Consider the following 25,008-nt stretch of genomic DNA (forward strand, 5'->3'; position numbering starts at 1 on the left):
TGCAAATTTCGTCAATGCGTCGCCCAATCAATTAACACAACTCACTGATTTTCAATATGCGCTATGTGATGGCGCAAAGAAAGTGACAAAGTCAGGAAATGAGCAAACGCTTTGCATGTCTAATTTATATCAAAATCCAGTTACAAACCATAATACAAGGATTTACGGAACAAACAATTATACATTCATAGCAATTATGAGGTATCATATTATACGAATTATTCCACCAAAGCCCCGGATTTATGCAAAGCGTGCCACAAACTATACCTGTAGTCATCATTTAAGCGTTCCATCTCACCTACCACACGCTCAATGTGAGTACGATTTGAAACATCATCAAAAGGACATATTTTCACAACAGGCTGATAACAATTTAACGCAGCCCATCTTTTCAAATCCGCCTCCGAAATCATTGCGAGTGGGCGTATTATGGTCATATCAAATTTGCGCATTCTAATTCGAACAGGCATTGTAGAGAATGTGCCGTTGAATGTCAAGTTCATCAAAGCCGTTCGTAATATATCATCTTGATGATGCCCTAATGCTATTTTATTAAAATGCAGAGCCTGCGCCTGAGAGAATAAGACCTTACGCCTATTCCAAGAACATAAGAAACAAGGCGTTCGCTTTTTATTACGGTCTTCCTCGTACCCTGTTTCAATAACATGCAAGGGGATACGCCACTTGTTGCACCGATCTTTCAAATATTGCACATCTGTTTCGTAGTGTATGTTTTTCATACGTACATGAACAGCTTCTAAACAAAAGTAGCCATTGCTATGTAACATACGTTCGCCCAATAAGTCTAAAAGTGACAAAGAATCCTTTCCACCAGAAAGCCCCAACAAAATACGATCCCCCTTTTCTATGAGTTCGAATGTCTTTATTGCCTGTCCGAGCCGTTTCTGCAGCCGACGATGAAGGACACACTCCAAATCTGTTTTCATAAAGTTGTCTATTTTACAAAAACAAAATAAACGGCTGCTATCAAACAAGCGAATGCCACTAAATGGTTCCAATGGAACCCTTCGCCCTTAAACATTAAAGTAACGATTACTGTAAACACAATAAGCGAAATGACCTCCTGTACCACCTTTAATTGCATCAATGTAAAAGGACCGCCATTTTCAATAAAACCAATTCTATTGGCTGGCACTTGGCACATGTATTCAAACAGGGCTACCGCCCATGAGAACAGGATTACAGCTATTAACGGCCAATTGCGACTGACACCTGTTTCCTGCAATTTAAGATGACCATACCAGGCAAAAGTCATAAAAACGTTGGAACATATTAGCAACAATATTGTAAATAAACCTTGTTTCATTATTCAGCCAAAAAACGATGTTTGGAATTTAACTTTAGCGTAAATAGATATTGGACATTTGCTCCTCTGATATAGTAGTAGCAGGACCATGCCCCGGGTAAACGACCACCTCACCCGGAAGCGTTAGGACCTTGCTTCTTAAAGTTGAAATGAGAGAGCGTTCATTTCCACCTGGCAAATCGCAACGTCCAATTTCACGGCGGAAAAGATTGTCCCCACTAAAGAGAACGCCATCAGCCTTACTATAAAAATTGACGCCTCCTGGTGTATGACCAGGCGTTTCTATGACCTTCAAAGTAATATTTCCGACATGCAAGCAATCTCCATCCTTAAAGTATTTACGGGCAGAAGGTAACTTAAAGTCTACATTCAAATGAAGAAACTGTTGCATTTGATTTACAGCGTTTTCAAAAGTCTCTCTCTCATCTTCACAAAGTTCTATTGGAACATTATATTTTTCGCTGATATATGCAGCGCCAAACACATGGTCAAAATGTCCATGAGTATTCAGCAACCTCACCAAGTTTAATTGGTGTTTGTCTATAAATGAAGTGACAGCACTCTTTTCTTCTTCGTAAAAGGCGCCGCAATCAATCAACGCTGCATTTTTATTGTCATCCCAAATTAGATAACAATTTTCCCCGACCATATTAAAGACAAAACGTTCTATCTGCATATCTACTATAATTGAATATACATAACCTTTTTAGTATCAAAGAATTCGTCATCGAAATACGACTTCAATTCCCATATTTCCGAATGATTTTTGAATGGTGCCACTTCTTCTGTCATATCGCCACCCTTTAAGCAAATAAGACCATTAGGAAGCGCATTACGTTGTTCTTTCGAAACGTTTTTCCGAATCAACTTTACCAAGTCTGTGGCGTTCATTACCGCTCTACTCACAACAAAATCATACTTATTCTTCTCTTCTATTACATTTCGATGTTCCACCACAACATTTTTCAGTCCTATCGCATTTGCCACAGCCGCAGCCACCCTCGTTTTTTTGCCAATACTGTCTATCAGCTTGAACTTGCAGCTGGGGAAAAGGATTGCAAGCGGAATTCCTGGGAAACCGCCCCCCGTACCAATATCCAATATATTTGACCCTTGTCTGAAATTGACAACTTTTGCAATACCCAACGAGTGAAGTACATGGTGCATGTAAAGATTGTCAATATCCTTACGAGATATGACATTTATCTTAGCATTCCACTCCTGATACAGAGGACCGAGCGCACGAAACTGCGCACGCTGTTCGTCGTTAATGTCCTTAAAATACTGAAAGATAATTTCTTCGTTCATCTTTTTGATACAATTTGGTGCAAAGGTAGTGGAAAATCATTAACTTTGCAATCTGAAACCGCTGAAACTTACAAACACAAAAAATTAAGACCGTGTCAGAGACTAAGTACATTTTCGTAACGGGAGGTGTGGCCTCCTCGTTAGGCAAAGGCATTATTGCCGCTTCAATTGGCAAATTGTTACAAGCCCGTGGGTTCAACATCACAATTCAGAAATTCGACCCCTACATCAACATCGACCCAGGTACACTCAATCCTTATGAGCACGGCGAATGCTATGTAACAGATGATGGTCAAGAGACAGACTTAGACCTTGGCCACTATGAAAGGTTTACTGGCATCAAAACTACTCGTTACAACAATTTCACCACAGGCAAGATTTACCAAAGCGTTATTGACAAGGAACGTCGAGGCGACTACCTTGGCAAGACCATTCAAGTCATACCACATATCACTGATGAAATCAAACGTGACATGCTTTACCTTGGTAAAACCAAAAAGTATGATTTCGTTATAACAGAAATAGGCGGAACCGTTGGTGATATTGAAGGCCAGCCCTTTCTTGAAGCAATAAGGCAGCTCAAATGGGATTTAGGAAAAAATGCCGTATGCATTCATCTTACTTATGTACCATATTTGGCTGCTGCAGGTGAATTAAAGACTAAACCGACACAACACTCTGTAAAGGAATTGCAAAGTTTAGGCATACAACCAGACATTTTGGTTTTACGCGCAGAACATGAATTAGGCACTGGATTACGACGTAAGATTGCCGCTTTTTGCAATGTCTCGCCTGAGGCTGTGGTGCAAAGTTTGGACCAACCTACCATTTATGAGGTTCCACTACGAATGCAAGAACAAGGCCTTGACGCTACTATCCTTCGGAAACTCGATATGCCCGTAGGCGAAACTCCGGGATTGGGACCTTGGCGCTCATTCTTGGACAGACGTCACAAGGCTACTGAAATCATCAACATAGGTTTAGTCGGAAAGTACGACCTTCAAGATGCTTACAAGAGTATACTTGAAGCCTTGTCTCAAGCAGGAACCTACAACGACCGCAAGGTTAAATGCCATTTCATCAATAGCGAAAAAATAGACAATACAACTGTGGCTGACAAGTTGGCCGGAATGGATGGTTATGTCATATGTCCAGGATTTGGGCAACGCGGTATTGAAGGCAAAATTATTGCAGCTCAATATTGTCGTGAACATAACAAGCCCACATTCGGCATCTGCCTTGGTATGCAAATGATGGTTATCGAATTTGGTCGCAATGTCTTAGGATACAGTGATGCCAATTCTGTTGAAATGGACAACAAAACTGCTCACAACGTAATAGACTTGATGGAAGACCAGAAAAACATAACGAACATGGGCGGAACAATGCGTTTGGGCGGTTATGAATGTACTCTGCGCGAAGGCAGCCGAGTTCGTGAAATCTACGGGAAAGAGATTATTCGCGAACGTCATCGCCATCGTTACGAGTTCAACAATGACTACCGTGCGGCCTATGAACAAGCTGGCATGGAATGTGTAGGAACAAACCCCGACACAGATCTGGTCGAAATTGTTGAAATACCAACACTCACATGGTATGTCGGAACGCAGTTCCACCCCGAATATTCAAGTACGGTACTGAAGCCTCACCCCTTATTCTTAGACTTTGTGAAGGCTGCAATAGAAAACAAGAAATAACATCTTAATTACATAACTACCTCTTTCCCACCTCTCTTTGAGGTGAGGAAGAGGCATAATACTCTCTATGGATAAGAATACGATCGTTGGATTGTTCCTAATTGCCGCTGTACTTATCGGCTTCAGTTGGTATAATACCAACCAAAAGCGAAATTTGCAGCATCCACAGGCAGAACAGACAAGCCTGCCTGCAGCTAAACAATATTCGCAACAGAGCCACAACTCTGTAAAGAAAATCGCCACTGACAGCACTGATATCTTTTTTGCTGCTACAAAAGGTGAAGCCAAAGATATCACATTACAGAATGCCAAAATTCGCGTAAAGGTCAGCACAAAAGGCGGTAGCGTTGAAAGCGTAGAATTGAAAGAATACAAGAGCTACCAGGATTTTGAGGCACAAAAAGACAAGCCTCTGCTGCTCTATTCATCAAAGGACGCAAATCTCAATTTCCTTTTGGATACGAAGGAAAATACGATGGATTTCTCCAATTACTACTTTGAGCCAGTTAATGTTACCGACAGTACTGTAACTATGCGTTTAACGGCACAAGATGGAGCCACCATTGATATAGACTACAAACTACTAAAGGACAATTACCTCCTGAATTTTGATGTGAAGTCACAAGGTATGCAAAAGCATCTGCCTTCATCTCTCAACAGCATTCAACTGGCATGGCACGACCGTGTTTCTCAACACGAAAAAGGTTTCTATTTTGAGAACATGTATTCGACGCTGACCTATAAGAAACATGACGATGACACTAAAAAATTGTCTGAAAACGAGACTGAAGAAGAAAGTGTAACGGAGAGCGTTGACTGGATAGCATTCAAAAATCAATATTTCAGCTCGGTCTTAATGGCTGCTGATCCAATGCAAAAGGTCAATGTAAAGAGCCAACAACTCGAAGAAAACTCAGGCTACCTGAAGAATTATTCAGCAGACATGGCCGCTTCCTTTGATGCTTCTGGCGCAAAGACTACGAAATTTCAATTTTATTTTGGCCCCAACAACTATCGTCTCTTGCAGTCGATGGACAACTTTAAGGTTTCCGAGTTCGACAACGATCTTCAAGATCTTGTCTACTTGGGTTGGCCTATTGTCAAATGGATTAACCGTTTCTTTACACTTTACGTATTCGACTTCCTTACAAAGTTAGGATTGCCTATGGGAGTTGTGCTTCTGCTCATAACCCTTTTGATCCGCGTCATTGTATATGTACCAACACGCAAGAGTTTCCTCAGCAGTGCAAAAATGCGTGTGCTTAAACCTAAAGTTGACGCCATTGCAGCCAAATATCCTAAACAAGAGGACGCAATGAAACGCCAACAAGAAACAATGTCCTTGTATTCGCAATATGGAGTAAGCCCTATGGGAGGCTGTCTGCCAATGCTTATACAGATGCCTGTATTAGTAGCCATGTTCAACTTCGTTCCTAACGCAATTGAACTGCGACAGAAAAGTTTCCTTTGGGCTGACGACCTGTCCACATACGACAGCATAATTTCATGGAATACGAATATTTGGGGATTAGGTAATCATTTGAGCCTATTCTGCTTGCTGTTCTGTGCCACGAACTTGCTTTACAGCATAATGACCATGAAACAGCAACGTGAAACAATGTCGGGCGAACAAGCCCAACAAATGAAAATGATGCAGTGGATGATGATGCTTATGCCATTGTTCTTCTTCTTCATGTTCAACAAGTACTCATCAGGATTGAACTATTTCTACTTCATATCATTACTCCTCGGAGCTTTGACCATGTGGTATTTACGCAAAACAACCGATGACAAGAAGTTACTTGCAAAACTTGAAGCGAACTACCAAGCCAACAAGAACAATCCAAACAAAAAGCCCAGTGGATTGGCTGCCAGACTTGAAGCTCTGCAAAAGCAGCAAGAAGAAATGCTAAAGCGCCAACAAGAAATACAACAACGCAGACAACACTGATTATAAAGTGAAACAACAAAGAAGCTAAAAGCTATACCTATATTTATGGTTTTTGCTTTTAGCTTCTTTTCTTTAAGTAAGTATTCAAAGTTAGTTGAAATGAATTGGTGTAGTGCTTGTTCCTAAATATTTGATTGATGAATGAGCGCTGCGGCTACGTGGGTAATAAAAAAAGAACCTATGTAACAAGCTGTATGACGAAACATATCGACAACTAATGCAACACTTGATTATGTTTACTACATTTTGAATACCAACTTAATATATAATTGCAATATATGAATTTATTAAGAACTATGCTCACCGCTACAGTTATTGCCGCCACAACAACGACAATATCTCCTGTTTTGGCTCAGGACTTTATTGGACGCCAACAGCCCGTTTTCAAAAGTGACCGAATGACGCCTGAAAACCTCTGGGCTATGGGACGAATTGGTGGTTTCAAACTCTCGCATGACAACAGCAACGCAGTTTACGGCGTAACATATTATAGCGTAAAGCAAAATAAAAGCCACAGCGTTCTATACACAATCAATTTGCGCACTCTTGAAAGCAAACAACTTACAACAAGTTGTAAAAGCGAAGTAGGAGGAACATACATCAATAAAGGCAGACAGATTATGTATCTGTCTGCCGAAAGTGGCTCAAATCAACTTTGGGTGATGAATTCTGACGGTACAAATCGCAAACAGATTAGTCACACGAATGCGGATATAGCAGACTTTTCCATATCACCAGATGAGAAGAAGGTCATTGTAATAATGGACGTTGCGCAAAATCATAGCATTCAGACTAATGATGCAGATCTGCCACAGGCTTCAGGCATGGTCATAAATGACCTCATGTATAAGCATTGGGACACCTATGTCACCACCGCCCCCCACCCTTTCGTTGCCGATTTCGACGGAAACAAGATTGACAACGCCTTTGACATTCTCGAGGGTGAACCATTCGAATGCCCAATGCTCCCATTTGGTGGCATCGAACAACTTGCATGGAGTCCCGATTCAAAATGTATTGCCTACACTTGCCGCAAAAAGGTCGGTAAGGAATATGCCATAAGCACTGACAGCGACATTTTCCTATATGACTTGGCTACACGCAAATCAAAGAATCTGTGCAAGCCATCAGATTATCATGCCCCAACGATCGAAGAGGATCGTTCTTTACAACATCAGTCGGTAAACAAACAGCCGGCCGATTATAATATGGGCTATGACCAAAATCCACAATTTTCACCAAATGGCAAATACATAGCTTGGAGCAGCATGGAACGAGACGGCTACGAGAGCGATCGTGCTCGTTTGTGTGTGTTGGACTTGAAAAGCGGCAAAAAAACTTACGTCACCGAGAAATTTGAAAGTGGCATAAACGAATTTTGCTGGGCACGCGATAACAAAACGCTCTATTTTACTGGCGTATGGCATGGTAAGACACAAGTATATCAAACAAATTTGAAGGGTGAGCATAAAGCTCTTACAAACGATGTTGCAGACTATTCTATACTTTCATTATCTGCTGACGGCAAAAATCTTTATTGCAAACGCCAGAGCATGAGCCAAGCAGATGAAATATATCGTCTGCCCATTACAAGCCAGAAGGAAGTCGAAGCCAAACAGCTGACTCACGAAAATCAACATTTCTATGACAACCTCACTTTTGGAAAGGTTGAAGAGCGTTGGGTTAAGACCGTTGACAACAAACAGGAACTATGCTGGGTTATTTACCCGCCTCATTTTGATGCCAACAAAAAATATCCAGCCCTTCTGTTCTGCGAGGGTGGTCCTCAATCACCTGTGAGCCAGTTCTGGAGTTTTCGATGGAACATGCAAATAATGGCTGCCAACGATTATATTGTAATAGCTCCTAACCGACGCGGACTTCCCGGTTTCGGCATGGAGTGGCTTGAAGAAATTTCAGGAGACTACTCAGGCCTATGCATGCAGGATTATCTCAGTGCAGTTGACGACATTTGCAAGGAGCCCTATGTCGACAAAGAACACATTGGCGCTGTTGGTGCAAGTTTTGGCGGATACAGCATATATTGGTTAGCCGGTAATCACAACAAACGTTTCAAAGCTTTCATTGCGCATGATGGCATTTTCAACACGCAACAGCAATATGTTGAAACGGAAGAATTGTGGTTCCCTAATTGGGATATGGGCAGCGCGCCTTGGAAGAAAAACGAAGATGGACAGACACAAAAGGTTTTTGCCACCTCACCACATTTGTATGTTGACAAATGGGACACGCCAATACTTTGTATTCACGGACAAAAAGATTTCCGCATTGAATATACACAAGCAGAGTCTGCCTTCACCGCTGCACGCATGCGTGGCATAGACGCCCAATTATTATTATTCCCCGACGAAAACCATTGGGTGTTAAAGCCACAAAATGGCATTCTATGGCAACGTACATTCTTCCGCTGGTTAGATAAATATCTGAAAACAAATAACAAATAACACAATATGGTTACAAAAGCTATTCAACAAAAGCTCAGCGACTCTAAATCTGCACGCTGGAGCGCACTCGTCATTGTCAGCGTTACAATGATGTTTGGCTATTTTTTCACCGACGTCATGTCACCCCTCGAACCACTCCTCACTGCTGCGAAAGAGAATGGAGGACTCGGCCTCGGCTGGAGTAGCGACGAATATGGCTTCTTCTCTGGAGCCTATGGCTATTTCAATGTATTTTTGTTCCTCTTATTTTTGGGTGGTATCATTCTCGATAAATTTGGTATCAGATTTACGGGCATAATGTCCACAGTTCTAATGTTTACGGGTGCCTTAATCAAATGGTATGCTGTAAGCCACAATTTCGAAGGCAGTATAGCAGTGCCATTTTTTGGTACATACCACACACAAGTTGTTTTAGCAGCCACAGGATTTGCCATTTATGGCGTAGGATGCGAAATAGCAGGTATTACAGTCAGCAAAGTTATTGTCAAATGGTTTACTGGCCACGAACTGGCTTTGGCCATGGGCCTGCAAGTAGCTCTTGCACGTATTGGTACTGCTGGAGCTTTAGCCTACGCTCTGCCTTTTGCTAAAACCATGGGCGGTGTTTCTGCCTCTGTTGGCCTTGGCGCAGCTCTGTTATGTGCCGGCATGATAGCATTCATCGTTTATTGCGTAATGGATAGAAAAGAAGATGCATCGGCAGCCGCGGTCGAGACAGAACCCGAAGAAGGATTCAAATTTTCAGACTTATCCACTCTCTTTGGCAACATCGGCTTCTGGTATGTTGCCGTACTCTGCCTTATGTTTTATGCAGGTGTATTCCCATTCCTAAAATTTGCGACAAAACTTATGGTCATGAAATATGGGGTTGACGCCAACATTGCTGGTTTGATTCCTGCTATGCTGCCCTTCGGCACAATATTCCTCACGCCTTTATTCGGCGCACCCGACAAACCCTGTGGAGGGCTGTGCAGATGCTAACCCAAAAACTGAGTTGCCAAACGATACATGATTGCCCAAAAGTAGTACCTTTGCACTATGAATCAGAATGGCAATAAAAATATGTATGAGGGCCTCGCCTCATATTTCCTCCCCGAAGGAGTTCTTAAATATTTCGAGGTGACAGACTTTGCAACACAGCGTACTCTGGACAAGGATGTTCTTTACACAACAGAGCTTCACATCTATCTGGATGAGCGCGACAATCGCACACCAGACATGAAGGATTCCGTGAGCAATGGTTTTGGGGAAGAATCATGTTTACTTGACTATCCAGCCCGAGACAAGAAGGCGGTACTTCACATACGAAGAAGGCGTTGGACAATGCCGGATGGCACAACAAGAAGTGTTGACCTTGACAAGGAGTTTGAACTGAAGCATAAGGGCACTCGATACGCGAAGGACTTCGCGCTTTTTTTAAAGAGGGCGAATGGACTCTGAGACGATAACCGCTCGTCAGATTGGTTATACGTACATGATTAACAGCTCCACGTTTGCCAAAAGATACAAGGACGCCCTGAGTAACTTCGAGACGTGGGAGCAGAAGGATCACGCATCCAAGTGGATTCTTATTCCGCAAAACGTAGGTAAGGAGCAAGGCATAGACGAGACCTCCCTCCAGGGCGAACTGTACACTATCGTTCACAACAAGGATGCCCATGGTCGCAAGGGTGCAATCATAGCAGTAGTCAAGGGAACGAATCCTGCTGACGTACTGAAGGTTCTCATGCAACTACCTGCAGATAAGCGTGAAATGGTTGAGAATATCACGATGGATCTCTCAGATTGCATGCGTGTCATAGCCCGAGAGGCATTCCCTAAAGCCACAGTCATACGTGACTGCTTCCATGTCGTAAAACGCGGTGGAGAGGGCTGCGAAGAGATACGCCTGCGCCTGAAACGAAAAGCCGTAAAGGAGGCGAACAGACAGAAGGCAGAGTTTCGCAAATACCTCGAAAATCTGGCAGCGCAGAGAAAGGCTTACCGCGAGCGAATGAGGAAAAGGCATGGGAAGAACTGGAAGAAGAGCAAGCGCGGAAGAAAGCCTATGAGGCTGAACACTCGCTTTGAACCCAAAAGGCTTGAAAATGGCGAGACTCTTGTAGAGGCACAGACACGATGTCGCAAGCAATTGTCCATGAGCCGAGAGAAGTGGAGCGCAACGCAGAAAAAGCGTGCGAAGATACTTTTCGCACTCTACCCAAAACTTGAAGAAGCATACAATCTGATCAACTCCCTTAGAGCCATATTCAGAAACAAGAAACTCACAAAGGAGACTGCCAAACAGAATTTCAAGGGGTGGTATGAGAAAGTGGCTTCCTGCACTCTGCGTGAAATCAAGTCCGTACGCGATACCATCAGATTCTATGAGGATGAAATCCTGAACTACTTTGACGGACGTAAGACTAACGCTTCAGCTGAATCGTTGAACTCAAAGATCAAATGCTTTCGTGCACAAGTAAAAGGAGTCATAGACATACCATTCTTCATGTATCGTTTAGCAACAGTTTTGGGTTAGCATCTGCACGGCCTACTCCACAGGGTTTGTCGGGTGCGCCCTNNGGCGCACCCGACAAACCCTGTGGAGGGCTGTGCAGATGCTAACCCAAAAACTGAGTTGCCAAACGATACATGATTGCCCAAAAGTAGTACCTTTGCACTATGAATCAGAATGGCAATAAAAATATGTATGAGGGCCTCGCCTCATATTTCCTCCCCGAAGGAGTTCTTAAATATTTCGAGGTGACAGACTTTGCAACACAGCGTACTCTGGACAAGGATGTTCTTTACACAACAGAGCTTCACATCTATCTGGATGAGCGCGACAATCGCACACCAGACATGAAGGATTCCGTGAGCAATGGTTTTGGGGAAGAATCATGTTTACTTGACTATCCAGCCCGAGACAAGAAGGCGGTACTTCACATACGAAGAAGGCGTTGGACAATGCCGGATGGCACAACAAGAAGTGTTGACCTTGACAAGGAGTTTGAACTGAAGCATAAGGGCACTCGATACGCGAAGGACTTCGCGCTTTTTTTAAAGAGGGCGAATGGACTCTGAGACGATAACCGCTCGTCAGATTGGTTATACGTACATGATTAACAGCTCCACGTTTGCCAAAAGATACAAGGACGCCCTGAGTAACTTCGAGACGTGGGAGCAGAAGGATCACGCATCCAAGTGGATTCTTATTCCGCAAAACGTAGGTAAGGAGCAAGGCATAGACGAGACCTCCCTCCAGGGCGAACTGTACACTATCGTTCACAACAAGGATGCCCATGGTCGCAAGGGTGCAATCATAGCAGTAGTCAAGGGAACGAATCCTGCTGACGTACTGAAGGTTCTCATGCAACTACCTGCAGATAAGCGTGAAATGGTTGAGAATATCACGATGGATCTCTCAGATTGCATGCGTGTCATAGCCCGAGAGGCATTCCCTAAAGCCACAGTCATACGTGACTGCTTCCATGTCGTAAAACGCGGTGGAGAGGGCTGCGAAGAGATACGCCTGCGCCTGAAACGAAAAGCCGTAAAGGAGGCGAACAGACAGAAGGCAGAGTTTCGCAAATACCTCGAAAATCTGGCAGCGCAGAGAAAGGCTTACCGCGAGCGAATGAGGAAAAGGCATGGGAAGAACTGGAAGAAGAGCAAGCGCGGAAGAAAGCCTATGAGGCTGAACACTCGCTTTGAACCCAAAAGGCTTGAAAATGGCGAGACTCTTGTAGAGGCACAGACACGATGTCGCAAGCAATTGTCCATGAGCCGAGAGAAGTGGAGCGCAACGCAGAAAAAGCGTGCGAAGATACTTTTCGCACTCTACCCAAAACTTGAAGAAGCATACAATCTGATCAACTCCCTTAGAGCCATATTCAGAAACAAGAAACTCACAAAGGAGACTGCCAAACAGAATTTCAAGGGGTGGTATGAGAAAGTGGCTTCCTGCACTCTGCGTGAAATCAAGTCCGTACGCGATACCATCAGATTCTATGAGGATGAAATCCTGAACTACTTTGACGGACGTAAGACTAACGCTTCAGCTGAATCGTTGAACTCAAAGATCAAATGCTTTCGTGCACAAGTAAAAGGAGTCATAGACATACCATTCTTCATGTATCGTTTAGCAACAGTTTTGGGTTAGCATCTGCACGGCCTACTCCACAGGGTTTGTCGGGTGCGCCCTTTATTCGGCAGCATTTACGACAAATATGGCAAAGGTGCCACCCTTATGCTCATTGGCAGTTGTTTGCTCACCTTGGTACACATCACATTTGCATTACCATTGAACTCGTGGATCGTGGCTATAATCGCCATGATAGTCTTAGGCGTTGCCTTTGGTCTTGTACCGTCAGCCATGTGGCCTTCTGTACCCCGTATCATACCAATGAAACTGCTCGGTACTGCCTACGCACTCATTTTTTACATTCAAAACATTGGGTTGGCACTCGTACCCGTTTGGATTGGCAAGGTAAACCAATCCAACACACAAGCTAACGGCGTAATAGACTACACACATACTATGACTATCTTTGCTGCTTTTGGAGCCACTGCCATTATCATATCCCTGCTTCTCATACTGGAAGACAAACGCAAGGGATATGGCTTGCAAAAGCCAAACATAAAAAAATGATACGCTGAATAGTCTGACATCAGCCGTTTCTTACACAACGGTTGTCATAACTTTATCGGCCATACATGGGACACGCCTCATGTATGGCCGATATTTTTAGTTTTTACCCTTAAACAAATCCATTATATTTTTCCCCGACTTTAGCAAGTCGCGACTCGTTTTTTCAATAATCGTCTCAGGCATACGTTTCCACTCGCTAAAGAAATCCGGTATATGTTGCATCAAGTTCTTTACAACAGGCTGCCGTAAGTTCTGCCCGTCAGGTTTGTCAGGATTAACAACAACAGGTAAACCCTCTCTATGCAAACACACATCAATACTGCTTCCTGTTACAAACGGATCGCCATCATAATGTGCTACCCCACTTCCCTCACGCGTAATGCGCAAATGCGAAGATCTAAATGTCTTTACATGACTATTATCGGGCAGGGTCCCCGTAAACAACTGAAAGGCCACTTGTGCCGACTCTATCGTATTGAAAGGTTCCATCACCACCACATCAAGCAAACCGTCACGCATACTTGCATAAGGTGCAATATAGGCATCATTTCCATATTGTGAAGCATTGGCACATGCAATTAAGAAAGCCTTGCAAGTTTCTGCACCATCTGCATCTTCGATGGTATATACTTGAGGTTTATACAGCAATCCCGACTTCAATGTATTCTCCACATAAGTAAGCAGTCCACGCTTGCCAGCAGATGCAAAGCGCTCACTTATAAAAGCATCAAAACCAACCCCACAAGTACAAAAGAAAGGACGTTCATTTATCGTACCATAGTCCAATCGATGTATCACACAACGGTTAATCACTTCGATAGCCTTACGTGACTGCAACGGAATATGCAAATGGCGGGCTAAACCATTGCCCGACCCACACGGAATTATCGCCAAAGCAGTCTGTGTGTGTATAAGCGCACGTCCCACCTCATTCACCGTACCATCTCCGCCAACAGCCACCACGATATCAGTCCCTGCAGCCGCAGCCGATTTTGCAATTTCAGTAGCATGGCCTGCATATTGCGTGGCAACGACCTCTACATCAAAACGCGCATGATCTGTATATTCCGCCACTAAGTTCGGAATATTCTTCTTACGTTGAGTACCAGATATTGGATTGACTATATATAAAACTTTCTTTTTCATGGAGTTCCACAAAAGATGAGAGATCACCGTCTTATGCAAAGATAGTGCAAAGTGAGCGCAGAACACAAAACTTGTTTAAGCGTTCTGCCGAACCGCAGCCTATCTTATGCAAAGATAGTGCAAGGTGAGCGCAGAGATGCAAGTTTACTTGCAATCTTTGCCGAACCGCAGCCTATCTTATGCAAAGATAGTGCAAACCGAATGCAGAACGTCAAGCTTGCTTGAACGTTATGCTGAGGTGCAGCCTATCTTATGCAAAGATACTACAAAATCTCAGAGTATAATTATCACCGACAACAAAAACTACACGCGCCCATACTCCCAACAAGACAAAAGTTAAAAACAGAAGAAAGAACAATTACGACTCATCGTCCCCATAAGCCCTCTATCCAAAAGAAACGCTTTACTTTCTTGGGACTTCACTTTATAATGCGTAATTTTGCATAAATACTGACACGATTTCTATATATGAACCACATATTTATTGACTTTGCAAGTCCTATATTGCTTATACTCAAAGGTCTCCTTGTCGGAATTATAGCATCAGCCCCTATGGGTCCTGTTGGCATCTTGTGCATACAACGTACCATGCAAAAAGGACGTGCCTATGGCATCGTAACTGGAGCTGGAGCAGCATTAAGCGACATCATCTATGCCTTAATGACAGGCTTAGGCATGTCATTCGTTATGGATTTCATAGACAAGGAGCAAAACATATTTTGGCTCAAGTTGATAGGTAGTGTAATGCTCTTTATTTTTGGAGTCTACATGTACAAAACCGACCCCCGCAAGAGCATGCACCAATCGTCTGGAGGCAAAGGCACTCTCTTTCATAATTTTACCACCGCATTTTTAATCACGCTATCCAACCCACTGATCATATTTCTGTTCATTGCCCTTTTCAACATGCTCACCTTTGTTATTCCGGGCAATTGGTTTGGTCAATGCATAGGCTACCTTTCAATTGTTGCCGGTGCCATGCTTTGGTGGCTTGGTTTAACCTATGTCATTAACAAAATGCGCAACAGTTTTGGCGTAAAAGGCATTCAGCGGCTCAACCGCACAATAGGTTGCATCGTTTTTGCAGCCTCCATCATATATGCCATTATGACTGTTTTCAAAATCTCATTGTACTAACATTCTTCCCCACCATTTGCAAGTACATACTATGATAGTAGCAGACAAACTTAAAAAGACCAATCGCGCAGAATACCTGCTATATATGTGGCAAGTTGAAGACATCATAAGAGCCTACCACTGCGATAGCGACCGCATTGCGCAAGAATATATCAGCCAGTTCAACCTGCCCTCCGAAACACGCAAGGCTACTGAAGAGTGGTATGCAAACCTCTGCGAAATGATGCGCAGCGAAGGCAAAAAAGAGCATGGACATTTGCAAATATGCACAAACATACTACAAGAGTTATGCGAACTGCATGCACACCTGATCAAAAGCGCTGCGAAATTCCCCTATTACCGCGAGATGTATTACAAGGTCTTGCCCTACATCGTAGAACTACGCGGAAAAAATCAAAATAGTCTTGACAAGAGCATACAAGCTGAAACCAACAACGAACCAGAACTTCAGACCTGCTTCGACCTCCTTTACGGCGTGATGATGCTTCGCTTACAGAAAAAAAACATCAGCGATGACACAGCGCACGCCGTCAAAGACATTTCCACCCTGTTAGGGCAACTGTCTGACTACTATTTCAAAGACAAAAAAGAACCTCTCGATTTCAACGACTAAATATACAATTCATAGCAATGAAACACATTTTAGTAACAGGCTGCAAAGGGCAACTTGGCAATGAAATACAACTGCTTGCATCTAAATATGATGACACTTGCAAATTTTACTTTACAGACAAGGATGAACTTGATATAACCGACCGCAAGGCTGTATATGCTTTTATCGAACAAAACCACATCAGCATCGTTGTAAACTGTGCTGCCTTTACAGCTGTAGACAAAGCTGAAAGCAACGAAGAATTGTGTAACCTGCTCAACAACATTGCACCAGGATATTTGGCCGAAGCGGTTGCCTCAGTTGGCGGCACCATGATACAGGTTTCTACCGACTATGTGTTTGACGGCAACAGCTGCAAGCCTTATAAAGAAGAAGACGCCACAAATCCACAAACCGTATACGGCCGCACAAAATTGGCTGGTGAGGAAAACGTCATACGTTCATGCGCCGGTTCAATGGTCATACGTACCGCATGGCTATACTCTACATTCGGAAACAATTTTGTCAAAACCATGATACGCTTGGGCAAGGAGCGTGAACAACTTGGAGTCGTTTTCGACCAAGTAGGCTCACCCACCTACGCACGCGACCTCGCACGCACCATCATGCAAATCATCGACCGCGGCATTGTGCCCGGAGTCTATCATTTTACCAACGAAGGCGTATGCTCCTGGTACGACTTCACACAAGCCATACACCAATTAGAGGGCATCGACAGTTGTCACGTCACCCCCATCCACACAGAGGACTACCCGGTACCCGCCACACGACCGCACTTCTCGGTGCTCGACAAGTCAAAAATCAAAAGCACATTCGGCATTGAAATAAGATGGTGGAAAGATGCACTAAAAGAGTGTATCAAAGAACTATAAACCACCCCGGAACAACGATTAAAGGAACTTGACAAATCTGATTTCAACATACCGGACAGAATTGATGGGAATAGCCATTCTGTCAATACTACTAACACATCTGAACTGCGACTTAGGATCATTTGCCTTAAACCGTTTAGCATTGTGTTGTCAAGGAGGTGTAGACGCATTCTTCTTCATGTCCGGATTTGGATTATACTACTCAGCACAAAAAGGCCACAGCACCCTGACATTTTACAAGAGAAGAGCCTTGCGCATATTCCCCCCTTTCCTCTGCCTATTTGCAACAATGATGCTCATACAGCACAACTTTACATGGCAAAGGGCCTTTTGGGGCGGTACCACACTCGCCTATTGGTTTCCAGCCACACGCCAATACATGTTCGGTTGGTTTGTATCCGTCATAGTGCTGCTCTATGCCGCATTTCCGGCATATTCGCGATGGTTTGCCGCACAACGAAAATTAGCCACAGCTACGGCTGTCGTCACAGGTCTGGCCTTAACCAGCATCTACGCCGTATATTTCATGGTACTGCACCCTGGAGGATACAACCAATACATATTAGCTGCCGCACGCATGCCTATATTCTTCATAGGCATTTATGCCGCATGGCTATTGCAGCAGCCATGCACCAAACTTCGACGCAACAAAATCAGAGTTGGTTTAGTCGCCGCATCATGCATTACCTTGGTACTATACAACATGGCAATCAACCAATTCGGTTTCATGACCATGCGCAACACCGGACTGCTTTATCTGCCATTCATATTGATTGTGCCAGGCGTCTGCGTATTATTAGGACTGTTGTTCCACAAAATGGGAAAGCACCCCATTACCCGTTTCCTTCTCAAAATGTTGCGACATGCAGGGCAATGCACACTCGAGGCATATCTGCTAATAGGCATAACCTATCGCTTCAGCACAATAGTAGCCCAAAGCCTCGACACCACCAATCGTACAGCAAAGATTTTAATAGCTATGCTTACGCTGCTGTCAGCATGGGGCGTTCACACCTGTATAAAATACATCACGAACAAAATACAATTAAACCATAACTGAACAATGAATTCAGAAATCTCACGTCGGCGAACATTCGCCATCATCTCACACCCTGATGCTGGTAAAACAACGCTTACCGAAAAATTACTGCTCTTTGGCGGCCAGATACAAGTAGCTGGTGCCGTCAAGAATAATAAAATAAAGAAAACCGCCACGTCTGACTGGATGGAAATTGAAAAGCAGCGTGGTATATCCGTCACCACCTCCGTGATGGAATTCGACTACGAAGGTTATAAAGTTAACATTCTCGACACACCGGGTCACCAGGACTTTGCCGAAGACACTTTTCGAACACTAACCGCAGTTGATTCTGCCATCATCGTAGTTGACAGTGCCAAGGGTGTCGAGGCACAAACCCGCAAACTGATGACCGTGTGCCGCATGCGCAAAACCCCTGTCATCATCTTCATCAACAAAATGGACCGCGAAGGCAAAGACCCCTTCGACCTCCTCGACGAATTAGAGCAAGAACTTCAAATAAAAGTACGCCCCCTTTCATGGCCTATCAATCAAGGTGCACGTTTCAAAGGTGTATATAACATATACGAACAACAACTCAACTTGTTCGCTGCAGACAAGCAGAAAGTTACCGAAAAAATTGCCGTAGACATCAACAGCAAGGAACTTGAAACCCACGTAGGCGAACAAGATGCACAACGTCTCCGCGACGACCTTGAGCTTGTTGACGGCGTATATCCTGCATTCAATCAAGACGACTATCTTAACGCCGACGTGGCACCCGTATTTTTCGGATCTGCACTTAACAATTTTGGCGTTAAGGAACTGCTTGACTGCTTTGTCAAAATAGCCCCCTACCCCCGCCCCACCAAAGCAGAGGAACGCATGGTTAACCCCGATGAAGAAAAGTTTACAGGCTTCATATTCAAAATTACCGCAAACATCGACCCCAACCACCGCTCGTGCATAGCTTTCTGCAAAGTATGCTCTGGCCGTTTCGAACGCAACAAACCATACTTGCACGTTCGTAATGGCAAAACGCTGCGCTTCTCTTCACCAACTCAATTCATGGCCCAGCGCAAAAGCACCATCGACGAGGCCTGGGCGGGAGACATTGTTGGCCTTCCAGACAACGGCGTGTTCAAAATTGGCGATACGCTCACCGAAGGCGAACAATTGCATTTCAGAGGTCTACCCTCATTCTCACCCGAAATGTTCAAATACATTGAGAACGCCGACCCCATGAAGACCAAGCAACTCAACAAAGGCATTGAGCAACTTATGGACGAAGGCGTGGCACAGCTGTTTGTCAACCAGTTTAACGGACGCAAAATCATTGGTACTGTCGGACAACTGCAATTTGAAGTCATACAATACCGACTCGAAAATGAGTACAATGCAAAATGCCGTTGGGAGCCCATACATCTGTATAAAGCATGCTGGATTGAAAGCGACGATGAAGCCGAACTCGAGAATTTCAAAAAACGCAAATACCAATATATGGCCAAGGATCGTGAGGGTCGCGATGTATTCCTCGCCGACTCAGGCTATGTCCTACAAATGGCACAACAGGATTTTGAACACATCAAATTCCACTTTACAAGCGAGTTCTAACACATAACAACCCATATTTCACCGGACATAAACTGCCGTTCATGTTACCCACCCCAAGCAATACTATATGCAAAGGTGGCTGAAACATGAACGGCAGTTTTGCGTTTCAACGCACAAGCGCCCCCCCTTATAAAACCATTTGCCCTATAAAACATTATTGAACCGTTCTAATCAAACCTTGTACAATAGCAACATTTCATCATTTCTTCTACACTCTACACTATTCGCATTATTTCGTTGACAATCAATAGAATACGAAGTGCACACAACCTCTACATTCATCTACACTACCACATTCTGCCTACACACATAACAAAACTAAAGAACTGAAACGAGCACAGGTAATTTCTGTTACGGGATACAGAACTTTCAATCACTCCGATGCTTTTTTCTTATTCCCATAACCGATTTTTCTATCCGGCACAACCGATTTGTGCAGACGGCAGTGCAATCAAAAAGCAGAGTGCATCTACACTTTCTATATCCCCGACTATCAGATCTTTACGTCCATTTGTGCAGAGTGCAGACAAAATATCAATATAAAGTTGCACTACTGAAAAATTGAGGTATGAAACTTGCAAGGTATGGCATAATTCCATACCTTTGCAATGAGGATTCCGTAGCTAATGACTACCGATTCCTCGACAGAAGGAGGGGTAGCATATTGCGACCCCTCTGACTTTATATATATGGCGAACTAAAGCCAAAGTCGTTGTATTATTTCTCTTTCAAAAAATGTGTCTTGATGGCCGAGTCTGACGTGACGCTTACTTTAGGAGGTGGGAATATTCAATATCTTTGGGAAATTGATGCGTAAAACTTCTACATATAATTTTAATTTATAACTTTGCATTAACATGACAAGACACCTAACAGCGGACAAGGCTTTTCCTTTGACGGAATGGTGTATGAAACAAGACAGTGGGATGCGAGTGGCTGACCATGGGTATCTTTTATTTATTTTTTTCTGTATGAAATATTTCTCAAATTATGAAGCTGATGCCGTTGTACGTGAAGATGACAATGGCCAACGTTATATAAAACATATTGAGTATCTTAGAGAACGTAAAGCAGGTAAAGATGAAAGAGAAGCATGGGGTATTCCAAGTTTCAGTATGGAGAATTTTCTTGAACCAATCACAAAAGAAGAGTATGACAATTTCGGTATAACATGGGATTGGAATCCGCGTACTGGCAAATATCGGAAATTAGCTAATTCTTAAAGTGTCTATAGTATTCAACACTTTTCTTTGCTATTTCGATAGCTTCTTTACTTTTCGGATTTAACAATCTCCATTGTTCATAGAATTTATGTCCGAGTCCACCTTCTAATTTTGTTTTTTGCATTATCTTATTCCACATACTTTCTCCCAAAAGTTGCTTTGCAATTTTGGGAGATTCTTTAGCATAAATCATATAAGGCGTGATTACTTGAACCTCTGCTATAAGACCATTATTTGTTATTAGATTGACTATATTACCAACATAGCCTAATGATGTTTTCTGTTTCTTTAGTCGCACAAAAGATTTATGTTTAACCAAGTCGCTGATTATAAAATCAATATCCTTATTGTCAGCAACTATTGTTGTTCGTACTGTATCTTTCAAATTCTTTGGCGAAAACATAGGAACTTCTTGTCTTTCCAAGAGGACTTTTCTCCTTATAGATTCCTCGCTCTTAAAGTTTATCGGTGTACATTTAGCTCCGTACTTTTGTGCAATAGATTCCGCTGTACTTTGAACTTCTTTGCTAGATGCGCGCGCCATCTTGCATACTTCAGTTATCTCTTTTGCCAGAATGGTTTCCTCATTCCAGCCTACGAACTTTCCAACGGTCTTCATATTATCCATCACGAAGTAAGGCAGCTTTCCGTTCTCTCGCGCCAAGTTTAATTTGTCAGCATTGCGCTCGCACCATTTAGAGAACTTCTCAGGCACGTTCGGCACAAGGTTGGGGGATTTGTAAGCCCTATAGTCTTTCTCTGGCAGAGAGCGCAAATATTTCCACTCCTCGCTATTGCGGTCAATCAAGATTGATGACATGGAGCAGCGACAACGTGGGTGCCAGCCTCGCCACATGAAATCTTTGGGGTAGTCGCCTGCAAGTTCATCGCAAATATCCTTCTCGGGGTGATTTGCTGACGTTCTGATACGAATGCCCAACACGTATGGCTCACTACTCCACCTTTCACAATTTGCATAGTTGTATGCCATGTTCGTTTCGGTAATAGTCAGGCGCAAGGCATTCTGACGTGCTGAACGATATACACCAGTGCCGACATGGGCCAAGTCCTCTTTTACAAAGCGCACCTTGCCTTGCTCGTCTATCACACGTCTGCGCCATTCCACGACATCGCGTTTCGTTCCGTCCGACATGGCTTTTTTGAGGTGATAGCGTCTGTACATCATATCGGGGTTATTGAGATACTGCCGTATCTGACGGCCAAGGCTCTCTGCTGATATGCCTTGATTGATACCCTTTTCAAGTGCTTGCGACATGACGAGTTCAAACTCCGCCTTGGTGTGTTGTTGTAAGCATCAAGCACAAAGTCTGCACCCATTCATTTAATGTCGGAATGCAAGTCTTTGCTATTATATACAATTCATCGGGGCTAACAGTATGAACAGAATTTGATGTAGCCTTTGCCTATCCTTTAATAAGTTTGTCGTATAGCTTTTGCAAGTCGCCTGACGCCTATAAAAGCAGTTCCGACAATCTTTGTTCAGCTGCCTCCTATCATTTTTTCAAAAAAATAATGGCATTTACTTTGGAGATATGGGAAAAAGTCGTACCTTTGCACTCGCAAAACAGAAATAAAGGCTCCTTAGCTCAACTGAATAGAGCATTTGACTACGGATCAAAAGGTTATAGGTTTGAATCCTATAGGAGTCACTTATTATAAAAGTTATTGCAAGGAAGGCTCCTTAGCTCAACTGAATAGAGCATCTGACTACGGATCAGAAGGTTATAGGTTTGAATCCTATAGGAGTCACAAAGAAAAGATAATTGGCTCCTTAGCTCAACTGAATAGAGCATTTGACTACGGATCAAAAGGTTATAGGTTTGAATCCTATAGGAGTCACTTTTTGCGGAAATAGCTCAGTTGGTAGAGCACAACCTTGCCAAGGTTGGGGTCGCGAGTTCGAGTCTCGTTTTCCGCTCTTTTTGCTTATAACATCGCAGTTCTACAAGCCCAGGTGGCGGAATGGTAGACGCGCTAGTTTCAGGTACTAGTGTCAGCAATGACGTGCAGGTTCGAGTCCTGTTCTGGGCACTGTAATTTGATGTAATAAGCAAGTTACATACATAACGGAGAGGTGGCGGAATTGGTAGACGCGCTACTTTGAGGGGGTAGTGACAATTGTGTCGTGGGAGTTCGAGTCTCCTCCTCTTCACATGTAATTGTAACTATAAATGCGGAAATAGCTCAGTTGGTAGAGCACAACCTTGCCAAGGTTGGGGTCGCGAGTTCGAGTCTCGTTTTCCGCTCTTTGACAGATCGAAGGTAGCTCTGCGATTTTATTTCGCGAAGCTGCCATTTTTTTTAATAAGGCTCTTCCTTTTGAAAACGTATATTCCCATTTTATTACTATATTAAGAGAACACCCACAGAGCCTCACACACATTTTATAAGATTCTTGTAATATGAATATCTATGCCCGTTACTTTGACCAAGAAGTATTAGTACACAACTATGATGAACTGATGGGATTTCTTGCATCTATACCCGAAATTCCTATCAATGCACGATTGGAAGAAGATGTACGCAGTTATGTCGAAAGCGACATGCCATATCCCAAACGATACAAAATACGCCCACGCGTTTATTTCATACTGATAAAGACCGCTGCAGAATCTAAGGAGGAATTCAAATCCCACCATAAGGACAACAACAATGCACCTGTTACTGCAAGCAATACACCGTCAAGCGTTGAAGCTATTGTAAACAAAAAGGAAATTCGCGCTGCACAGCTTGCAGAAATTCATAGCGGTTGGTATCTTGGTACTGTGGTATTCAAACGTGTAATTCAAATAGCAGGAACCACCAAATTCCGTTACCAAGACACGACTTTTCAAGCCTATGTACGTGCCAACTCGGGAATGGAGTGCTACAACAGGATAATAGAACACCTTAAAAACAGGCCAGAGATTGACTTACGCAGTCAATTTCCTTCAGCTAGGGGGAATAATTTTACATACGAATTCGTAGGCAATGAATTGCCTACCGAAGGCGAAGAGGACGAATAAAAGCAGCGGAGCGCATTGCAACATATAACTATTGCAATGCGCTCCGCTTTTGCAGTAATATAGAAAAGACTCGCATTCTTGAGAACGCGGCCATCTGGTCTATTCCACCCAATTTTTGTAGAATTGTATCGCATCATGTTGCCACGAATAAATTACGCCGCCATTTTCGTCATAATAATGTTGTGGCTCATGTATGGGCAAATGTTTGTCCAAATCACGATGATATTCATTGTGGAGTGTATTCGGATTATACTCCAAATGCCCCACAATAAAAGTTCGACGCCCGTCATGTGTGGCAGCTACCCCCACCCCACTCTCATCGCTCATTGCTAAAAGACGCAAGCCATCAGACTTGTGCGCCACTATGTCTGCCACGCGAACTTCGGTGTGTCGAGAATTTGGCATTTTGAAACTGGGTGCAAGGTTACGCATCAGCACATCGTCTGGCTCAAGCACATTTTGCACGTAAATGCCAAACATCTTTTCAGCAAGTGCGAACTTTTGTATACCATAATGCTCATACAACCCCGCCTGTGCACCCCAACATATATAAAGCGTGCGTTCTACATGGGTGTCAGCCCAATGCATTATATGCTGCAGTTGTGACCAATAACGCACTTGCTCAAAAGGCATCTGCTCTAATGGGGCACCTGTTATTATCATACGGTCAAACTGGTGTGGCTCAACCGCTTCAAAATCCAAATAGAACGCGTCCATATGGGCTTGTGGCGTAGTTTTGTATTTTTGTCCTTTTATTTTTATAAAAACTACTTGTACCTCAACATCGCAAGCTGCAAGTGTACGTACGATATCTTCCTCTGTATCTTTCTTCACTGGCATTAAGTTCAGAATAAGAAGACGTTTCTTACAGGAAAGCGTCTTCCATTTGGCAAGTTCATACGTTGACGTGTCTATCGTTGTAACACAGGGCAACCCCGCCGGCAACCAAATTTGTTTGTTTGCTATCATCTACTCAAAATC

General features: G+C 43.4%; 21 protein-coding genes, 7 tRNA genes and 2 pseudogenes. 23 read left to right on the forward strand and 7 right to left on the reverse strand.

What is annotated here, in order from left to right; genetic code table 11:
- Window positions 1-218 precede the first annotated feature (218 nt).
- The 4 genes from BQ5453_RS12555 to rsmG are packed head-to-tail and all read right to left on the reverse strand — an operon-like array spanning window position 219 to window position 2,635.
- On the reverse strand, window positions 219-947 hold the full coding sequence (locus BQ5453_RS12555) for a tRNA 2-thiocytidine biosynthesis TtcA family protein (protein WP_071123449.1): 729 nt from the start codon (window positions 945-947) through the stop codon (window positions 219-221).
- 8 nt (window positions 948-955) lie between these two features.
- Window positions 956-1,327, reverse strand: coding sequence for a DMT family protein (locus BQ5453_RS12560; protein WP_071123450.1), 372 nt, complete (start codon window positions 1,325-1,327; stop codon window positions 956-958).
- Between the two features lie 34 nt (window positions 1,328-1,361).
- Window positions 1,362-2,003, reverse strand: a complete 642-nt coding sequence (locus tag BQ5453_RS12565) for an MBL fold metallo-hydrolase (RefSeq protein WP_071123451.1) — start codon at window positions 2,001-2,003, stop codon at window positions 1,362-1,364.
- 5 nt (window positions 2,004-2,008) lie between these two features.
- Window positions 2,009-2,635 carry a 16S rRNA (guanine(527)-N(7))-methyltransferase RsmG gene (gene rsmG, locus BQ5453_RS12570; protein WP_071123452.1) on the reverse strand — a complete coding sequence of 209 codons (627 nt, stop codon included), beginning with the start codon at window positions 2,633-2,635 and terminating at the stop codon, window positions 2,009-2,011.
- 92 nt (window positions 2,636-2,727) lie between these two features.
- Between rsmG and BQ5453_RS12575 the strand changes: the two genes are divergently transcribed.
- The 9 genes and pseudogenes from BQ5453_RS12575 to BQ5453_RS12615 all read left to right on the forward strand — a co-directional run.
- Window positions 2,728-4,332: a CTP synthase gene (locus BQ5453_RS12575; protein WP_022101738.1), complete on the forward strand. Its 1,605-nt coding sequence runs from the start codon at window positions 2,728-2,730 to the stop codon at window positions 4,330-4,332.
- A 67-nt stretch (window positions 4,333-4,399) separates the two neighbouring features.
- Window positions 4,400-6,283, forward strand: a complete 1,884-nt coding sequence (gene yidC, locus BQ5453_RS12580) for a membrane protein insertase YidC (protein ID WP_071123453.1) — start codon at window positions 4,400-4,402, stop codon at window positions 6,281-6,283.
- Between the two features lie 278 nt (window positions 6,284-6,561).
- Window positions 6,562-8,748 (forward strand): dipeptidyl-peptidase Dpp5, encoded by a 2,187-nt coding sequence (locus BQ5453_RS12585; protein ID WP_071123454.1) that lies wholly within the window; start codon window positions 6,562-6,564, stop codon window positions 8,746-8,748.
- Between the two features lie 6 nt (window positions 8,749-8,754).
- Window positions 8,755-9,690, forward strand: a pseudogene (locus tag BQ5453_RS12590) (MFS transporter); the annotation flags it as partial.
- Window positions 9,691-9,810: 120 nt separating this feature from the next.
- On the forward strand, window positions 9,811-10,188 hold the full coding sequence (locus BQ5453_RS12595) for an ISAon1 family transposase N-terminal region protein (RefSeq protein ID WP_143033257.1): 378 nt from the start codon (window positions 9,811-9,813) through the stop codon (window positions 10,186-10,188).
- 34 nt (window positions 10,189-10,222) lie between these two features.
- Complete coding sequence (locus BQ5453_RS12600) at window positions 10,223-11,266, forward strand: transposase (RefSeq protein ID WP_074027632.1); 1,044 nt, start codon at window positions 10,223-10,225, stop codon at window positions 11,264-11,266.
- A gap of 167 nt (window positions 11,267-11,433) precedes the next feature.
- Window positions 11,434-11,811: an ISAon1 family transposase N-terminal region protein gene (locus tag BQ5453_RS12605; RefSeq protein ID WP_143033257.1), complete on the forward strand. Its 378-nt coding sequence runs from the start codon at window positions 11,434-11,436 to the stop codon at window positions 11,809-11,811.
- Between the two features lie 34 nt (window positions 11,812-11,845).
- Entirely contained in the window at window positions 11,846-12,889 is a 1,044-nt protein-coding gene (locus tag BQ5453_RS12610) for a transposase (RefSeq protein ID WP_074027632.1), read from the forward strand.
- A 39-nt stretch (window positions 12,890-12,928) separates the two neighbouring features.
- Window positions 12,929-13,378, forward strand: a pseudogene (locus BQ5453_RS12615) (MFS transporter); the annotation flags it as partial.
- Between the two features lie 96 nt (window positions 13,379-13,474).
- On the opposite strand, the gene BQ5453_RS12620 reads toward BQ5453_RS12615, so the two are convergent.
- On the reverse strand, window positions 13,475-14,524 hold the full coding sequence (locus BQ5453_RS12620) for a diacylglycerol/lipid kinase family protein (RefSeq protein WP_071123456.1): 1,050 nt from the start codon (window positions 14,522-14,524) through the stop codon (window positions 13,475-13,477).
- 468 nt (window positions 14,525-14,992) lie between these two features.
- Here BQ5453_RS12620 and BQ5453_RS12630 point away from each other — a divergent pair, with 468 nt between their 5' ends.
- The 6 genes from BQ5453_RS12630 (at window position 14,993) to BQ5453_RS12655 (ending at window position 21,001) form a co-directional block, all read left to right on the forward strand.
- Window positions 14,993-15,661 (forward strand): LysE family translocator, encoded by a 669-nt coding sequence (locus BQ5453_RS12630; RefSeq protein WP_143033411.1) that lies wholly within the window; start codon window positions 14,993-14,995, stop codon window positions 15,659-15,661.
- A 31-nt stretch (window positions 15,662-15,692) separates the two neighbouring features.
- A complete protein-coding gene (locus BQ5453_RS12635) occupies window positions 15,693-16,274 on the forward strand; it encodes a DUF4924 family protein (RefSeq protein WP_071123458.1) in 582 nt (193 codons plus the stop codon).
- 17 nt (window positions 16,275-16,291) lie between these two features.
- The gene (gene rfbD, locus BQ5453_RS12640) at window positions 16,292-17,146 is read left to right on the forward strand and encodes a dTDP-4-dehydrorhamnose reductase (protein WP_071123459.1); all 855 of its coding nucleotides are present in this window, start codon (window positions 16,292-16,294) and stop codon (window positions 17,144-17,146) included.
- A gap of 64 nt (window positions 17,147-17,210) precedes the next feature.
- Complete coding sequence (locus BQ5453_RS12645) at window positions 17,211-18,206, forward strand: acyltransferase family protein (protein ID WP_074027669.1); 996 nt, start codon at window positions 17,211-17,213, stop codon at window positions 18,204-18,206.
- A 3-nt stretch (window positions 18,207-18,209) separates the two neighbouring features.
- The gene (locus BQ5453_RS12650) at window positions 18,210-19,778 is read left to right on the forward strand and encodes a peptide chain release factor 3 (RefSeq protein ID WP_022101747.1); all 1,569 of its coding nucleotides are present in this window, start codon (window positions 18,210-18,212) and stop codon (window positions 19,776-19,778) included.
- Between the two features lie 857 nt (window positions 19,779-20,635).
- Complete coding sequence (locus BQ5453_RS12655) at window positions 20,636-21,001, forward strand: hypothetical protein (protein ID WP_071123461.1); 366 nt, start codon at window positions 20,636-20,638, stop codon at window positions 20,999-21,001.
- On the opposite strand, the gene BQ5453_RS12660 is transcribed toward BQ5453_RS12655, so the two are convergent.
- On the reverse strand, window positions 20,991-22,277 hold the full coding sequence (locus BQ5453_RS12660) for a hypothetical protein (protein WP_071123462.1): 1,287 nt from the start codon (window positions 22,275-22,277) through the stop codon (window positions 20,991-20,993). The two genes, BQ5453_RS12655 and BQ5453_RS12660, sit on opposite strands and share 11 nt — an antisense overlap.
- 320 nt (window positions 22,278-22,597) lie before the next feature.
- Here BQ5453_RS12660 and BQ5453_RS12665 point away from each other — a divergent pair.
- From BQ5453_RS12665 to BQ5453_RS12700, 8 genes are all read left to right on the forward strand, one after another.
- Window positions 22,598-22,671 (forward strand) — tRNA-Arg (locus BQ5453_RS12665).
- Window positions 22,672-22,697: 26 nt separating this feature from the next.
- A tRNA-Arg gene (locus BQ5453_RS12670) sits at window positions 22,698-22,771 on the forward strand.
- Between the two features lie 16 nt (window positions 22,772-22,787).
- A tRNA-Arg gene (locus tag BQ5453_RS12675) sits at window positions 22,788-22,861 on the forward strand.
- Between the two features lie 6 nt (window positions 22,862-22,867).
- A tRNA-Gly gene (locus BQ5453_RS12680) sits at window positions 22,868-22,940 on the forward strand.
- 30 nt (window positions 22,941-22,970) lie between these two features.
- Window positions 22,971-23,053 (forward strand) — tRNA-Leu (locus tag BQ5453_RS12685).
- Window positions 23,054-23,090: 37 nt separating this feature from the next.
- Window positions 23,091-23,174, forward strand: a tRNA-Leu gene (locus BQ5453_RS12690).
- Window positions 23,175-23,195: 21 nt separating this feature from the next.
- Window positions 23,196-23,268, forward strand: a tRNA-Gly gene (locus tag BQ5453_RS12695).
- Window positions 23,269-23,424: 156 nt separating this feature from the next.
- Window positions 23,425-24,027 (forward strand): hypothetical protein, encoded by a 603-nt coding sequence (locus BQ5453_RS12700; protein WP_071123463.1) that lies wholly within the window; start codon window positions 23,425-23,427, stop codon window positions 24,025-24,027.
- A 99-nt stretch (window positions 24,028-24,126) separates the two neighbouring features.
- On the opposite strand, the gene BQ5453_RS12705 is transcribed toward BQ5453_RS12700, so the two are convergent.
- Window positions 24,127-24,996, reverse strand: coding sequence for a homoserine O-acetyltransferase/O-succinyltransferase family protein (locus BQ5453_RS12705; protein WP_071123464.1), 870 nt, complete (start codon window positions 24,994-24,996; stop codon window positions 24,127-24,129).
- Window positions 24,997-25,008 lie beyond the last annotated feature (12 nt).

The organism is Prevotellamassilia timonensis, assembly GCF_900106785.1.
GTDB lineage: Bacteria > Bacteroidota > Bacteroidia > Bacteroidales > Bacteroidaceae > Alloprevotella > Alloprevotella timonensis.

Bases quoted from the DNA above. Each gene is read 5' to 3' on its own strand.
- BQ5453_RS12555 (WP_071123449.1), bottom strand. From the start codon at position 947: ATGAAAACAGATTTGGAGTGTGTCCTTCATCGTCGGCTGCAGAAACGG.
- BQ5453_RS12700 (WP_071123463.1), top strand. From the start codon at position 23,425: ATGAATATCTATGCCCGTTACTTTGACCAAGAAGTATTAGTACACAAC.
- BQ5453_RS12630 (WP_143033411.1), top strand. From the start codon at position 14,993: ATGAACCACATATTTATTGACTTTGCAAGTCCTATATTGCTTATACTC.
- BQ5453_RS12565 (WP_071123451.1), bottom strand. From the start codon at position 2,003: ATGCAGATAGAACGTTTTGTCTTTAATATGGTCGGGGAAAATTGTTAT.
- BQ5453_RS12655 (WP_071123461.1), top strand. From the start codon at position 20,636: ATGACAAGACACCTAACAGCGGACAAGGCTTTTCCTTTGACGGAATGG.
- BQ5453_RS12600 (WP_074027632.1), top strand. From the start codon at position 10,223: ATGATTAACAGCTCCACGTTTGCCAAAAGATACAAGGACGCCCTGAGT.
- BQ5453_RS12635 (WP_071123458.1), top strand. From the start codon at position 15,693: ATGATAGTAGCAGACAAACTTAAAAAGACCAATCGCGCAGAATACCTG.
- rsmG (WP_071123452.1), bottom strand. From the start codon at position 2,635: ATGAACGAAGAAATTATCTTTCAGTATTTTAAGGACATTAACGACGAA.
- BQ5453_RS12620 (WP_071123456.1), bottom strand. From the start codon at position 14,524: ATGAAAAAGAAAGTTTTATATATAGTCAATCCAATATCTGGTACTCAA.
- BQ5453_RS12705 (WP_071123464.1), bottom strand. From the start codon at position 24,996: ATGATAGCAAACAAACAAATTTGGTTGCCGGCGGGGTTGCCCTGTGTT.
- rfbD (WP_071123459.1), top strand. From the start codon at position 16,292: ATGAAACACATTTTAGTAACAGGCTGCAAAGGGCAACTTGGCAATGAA.
- yidC (WP_071123453.1), top strand. From the start codon at position 4,400: ATGGATAAGAATACGATCGTTGGATTGTTCCTAATTGCCGCTGTACTT.
- BQ5453_RS12560 (WP_071123450.1), bottom strand. From the start codon at position 1,327: ATGAAACAAGGTTTATTTACAATATTGTTGCTAATATGTTCCAACGTT.
- BQ5453_RS12645 (WP_074027669.1), top strand. From the start codon at position 17,211: ATGGGAATAGCCATTCTGTCAATACTACTAACACATCTGAACTGCGAC.
- BQ5453_RS12585 (WP_071123454.1), top strand. From the start codon at position 6,562: ATGAATTTATTAAGAACTATGCTCACCGCTACAGTTATTGCCGCCACA.
- BQ5453_RS12595 (WP_143033257.1), top strand. From the start codon at position 9,811: ATGTATGAGGGCCTCGCCTCATATTTCCTCCCCGAAGGAGTTCTTAAA.
- BQ5453_RS12610 (WP_074027632.1), top strand. From the start codon at position 11,846: ATGATTAACAGCTCCACGTTTGCCAAAAGATACAAGGACGCCCTGAGT.
- BQ5453_RS12650 (WP_022101747.1), top strand. From the start codon at position 18,210: ATGAATTCAGAAATCTCACGTCGGCGAACATTCGCCATCATCTCACAC.
- BQ5453_RS12605 (WP_143033257.1), top strand. From the start codon at position 11,434: ATGTATGAGGGCCTCGCCTCATATTTCCTCCCCGAAGGAGTTCTTAAA.
- BQ5453_RS12660 (WP_071123462.1), bottom strand. From the start codon at position 22,277: ATGTCGCAAGCACTTGAAAAGGGTATCAATCAAGGCATATCAGCAGAG.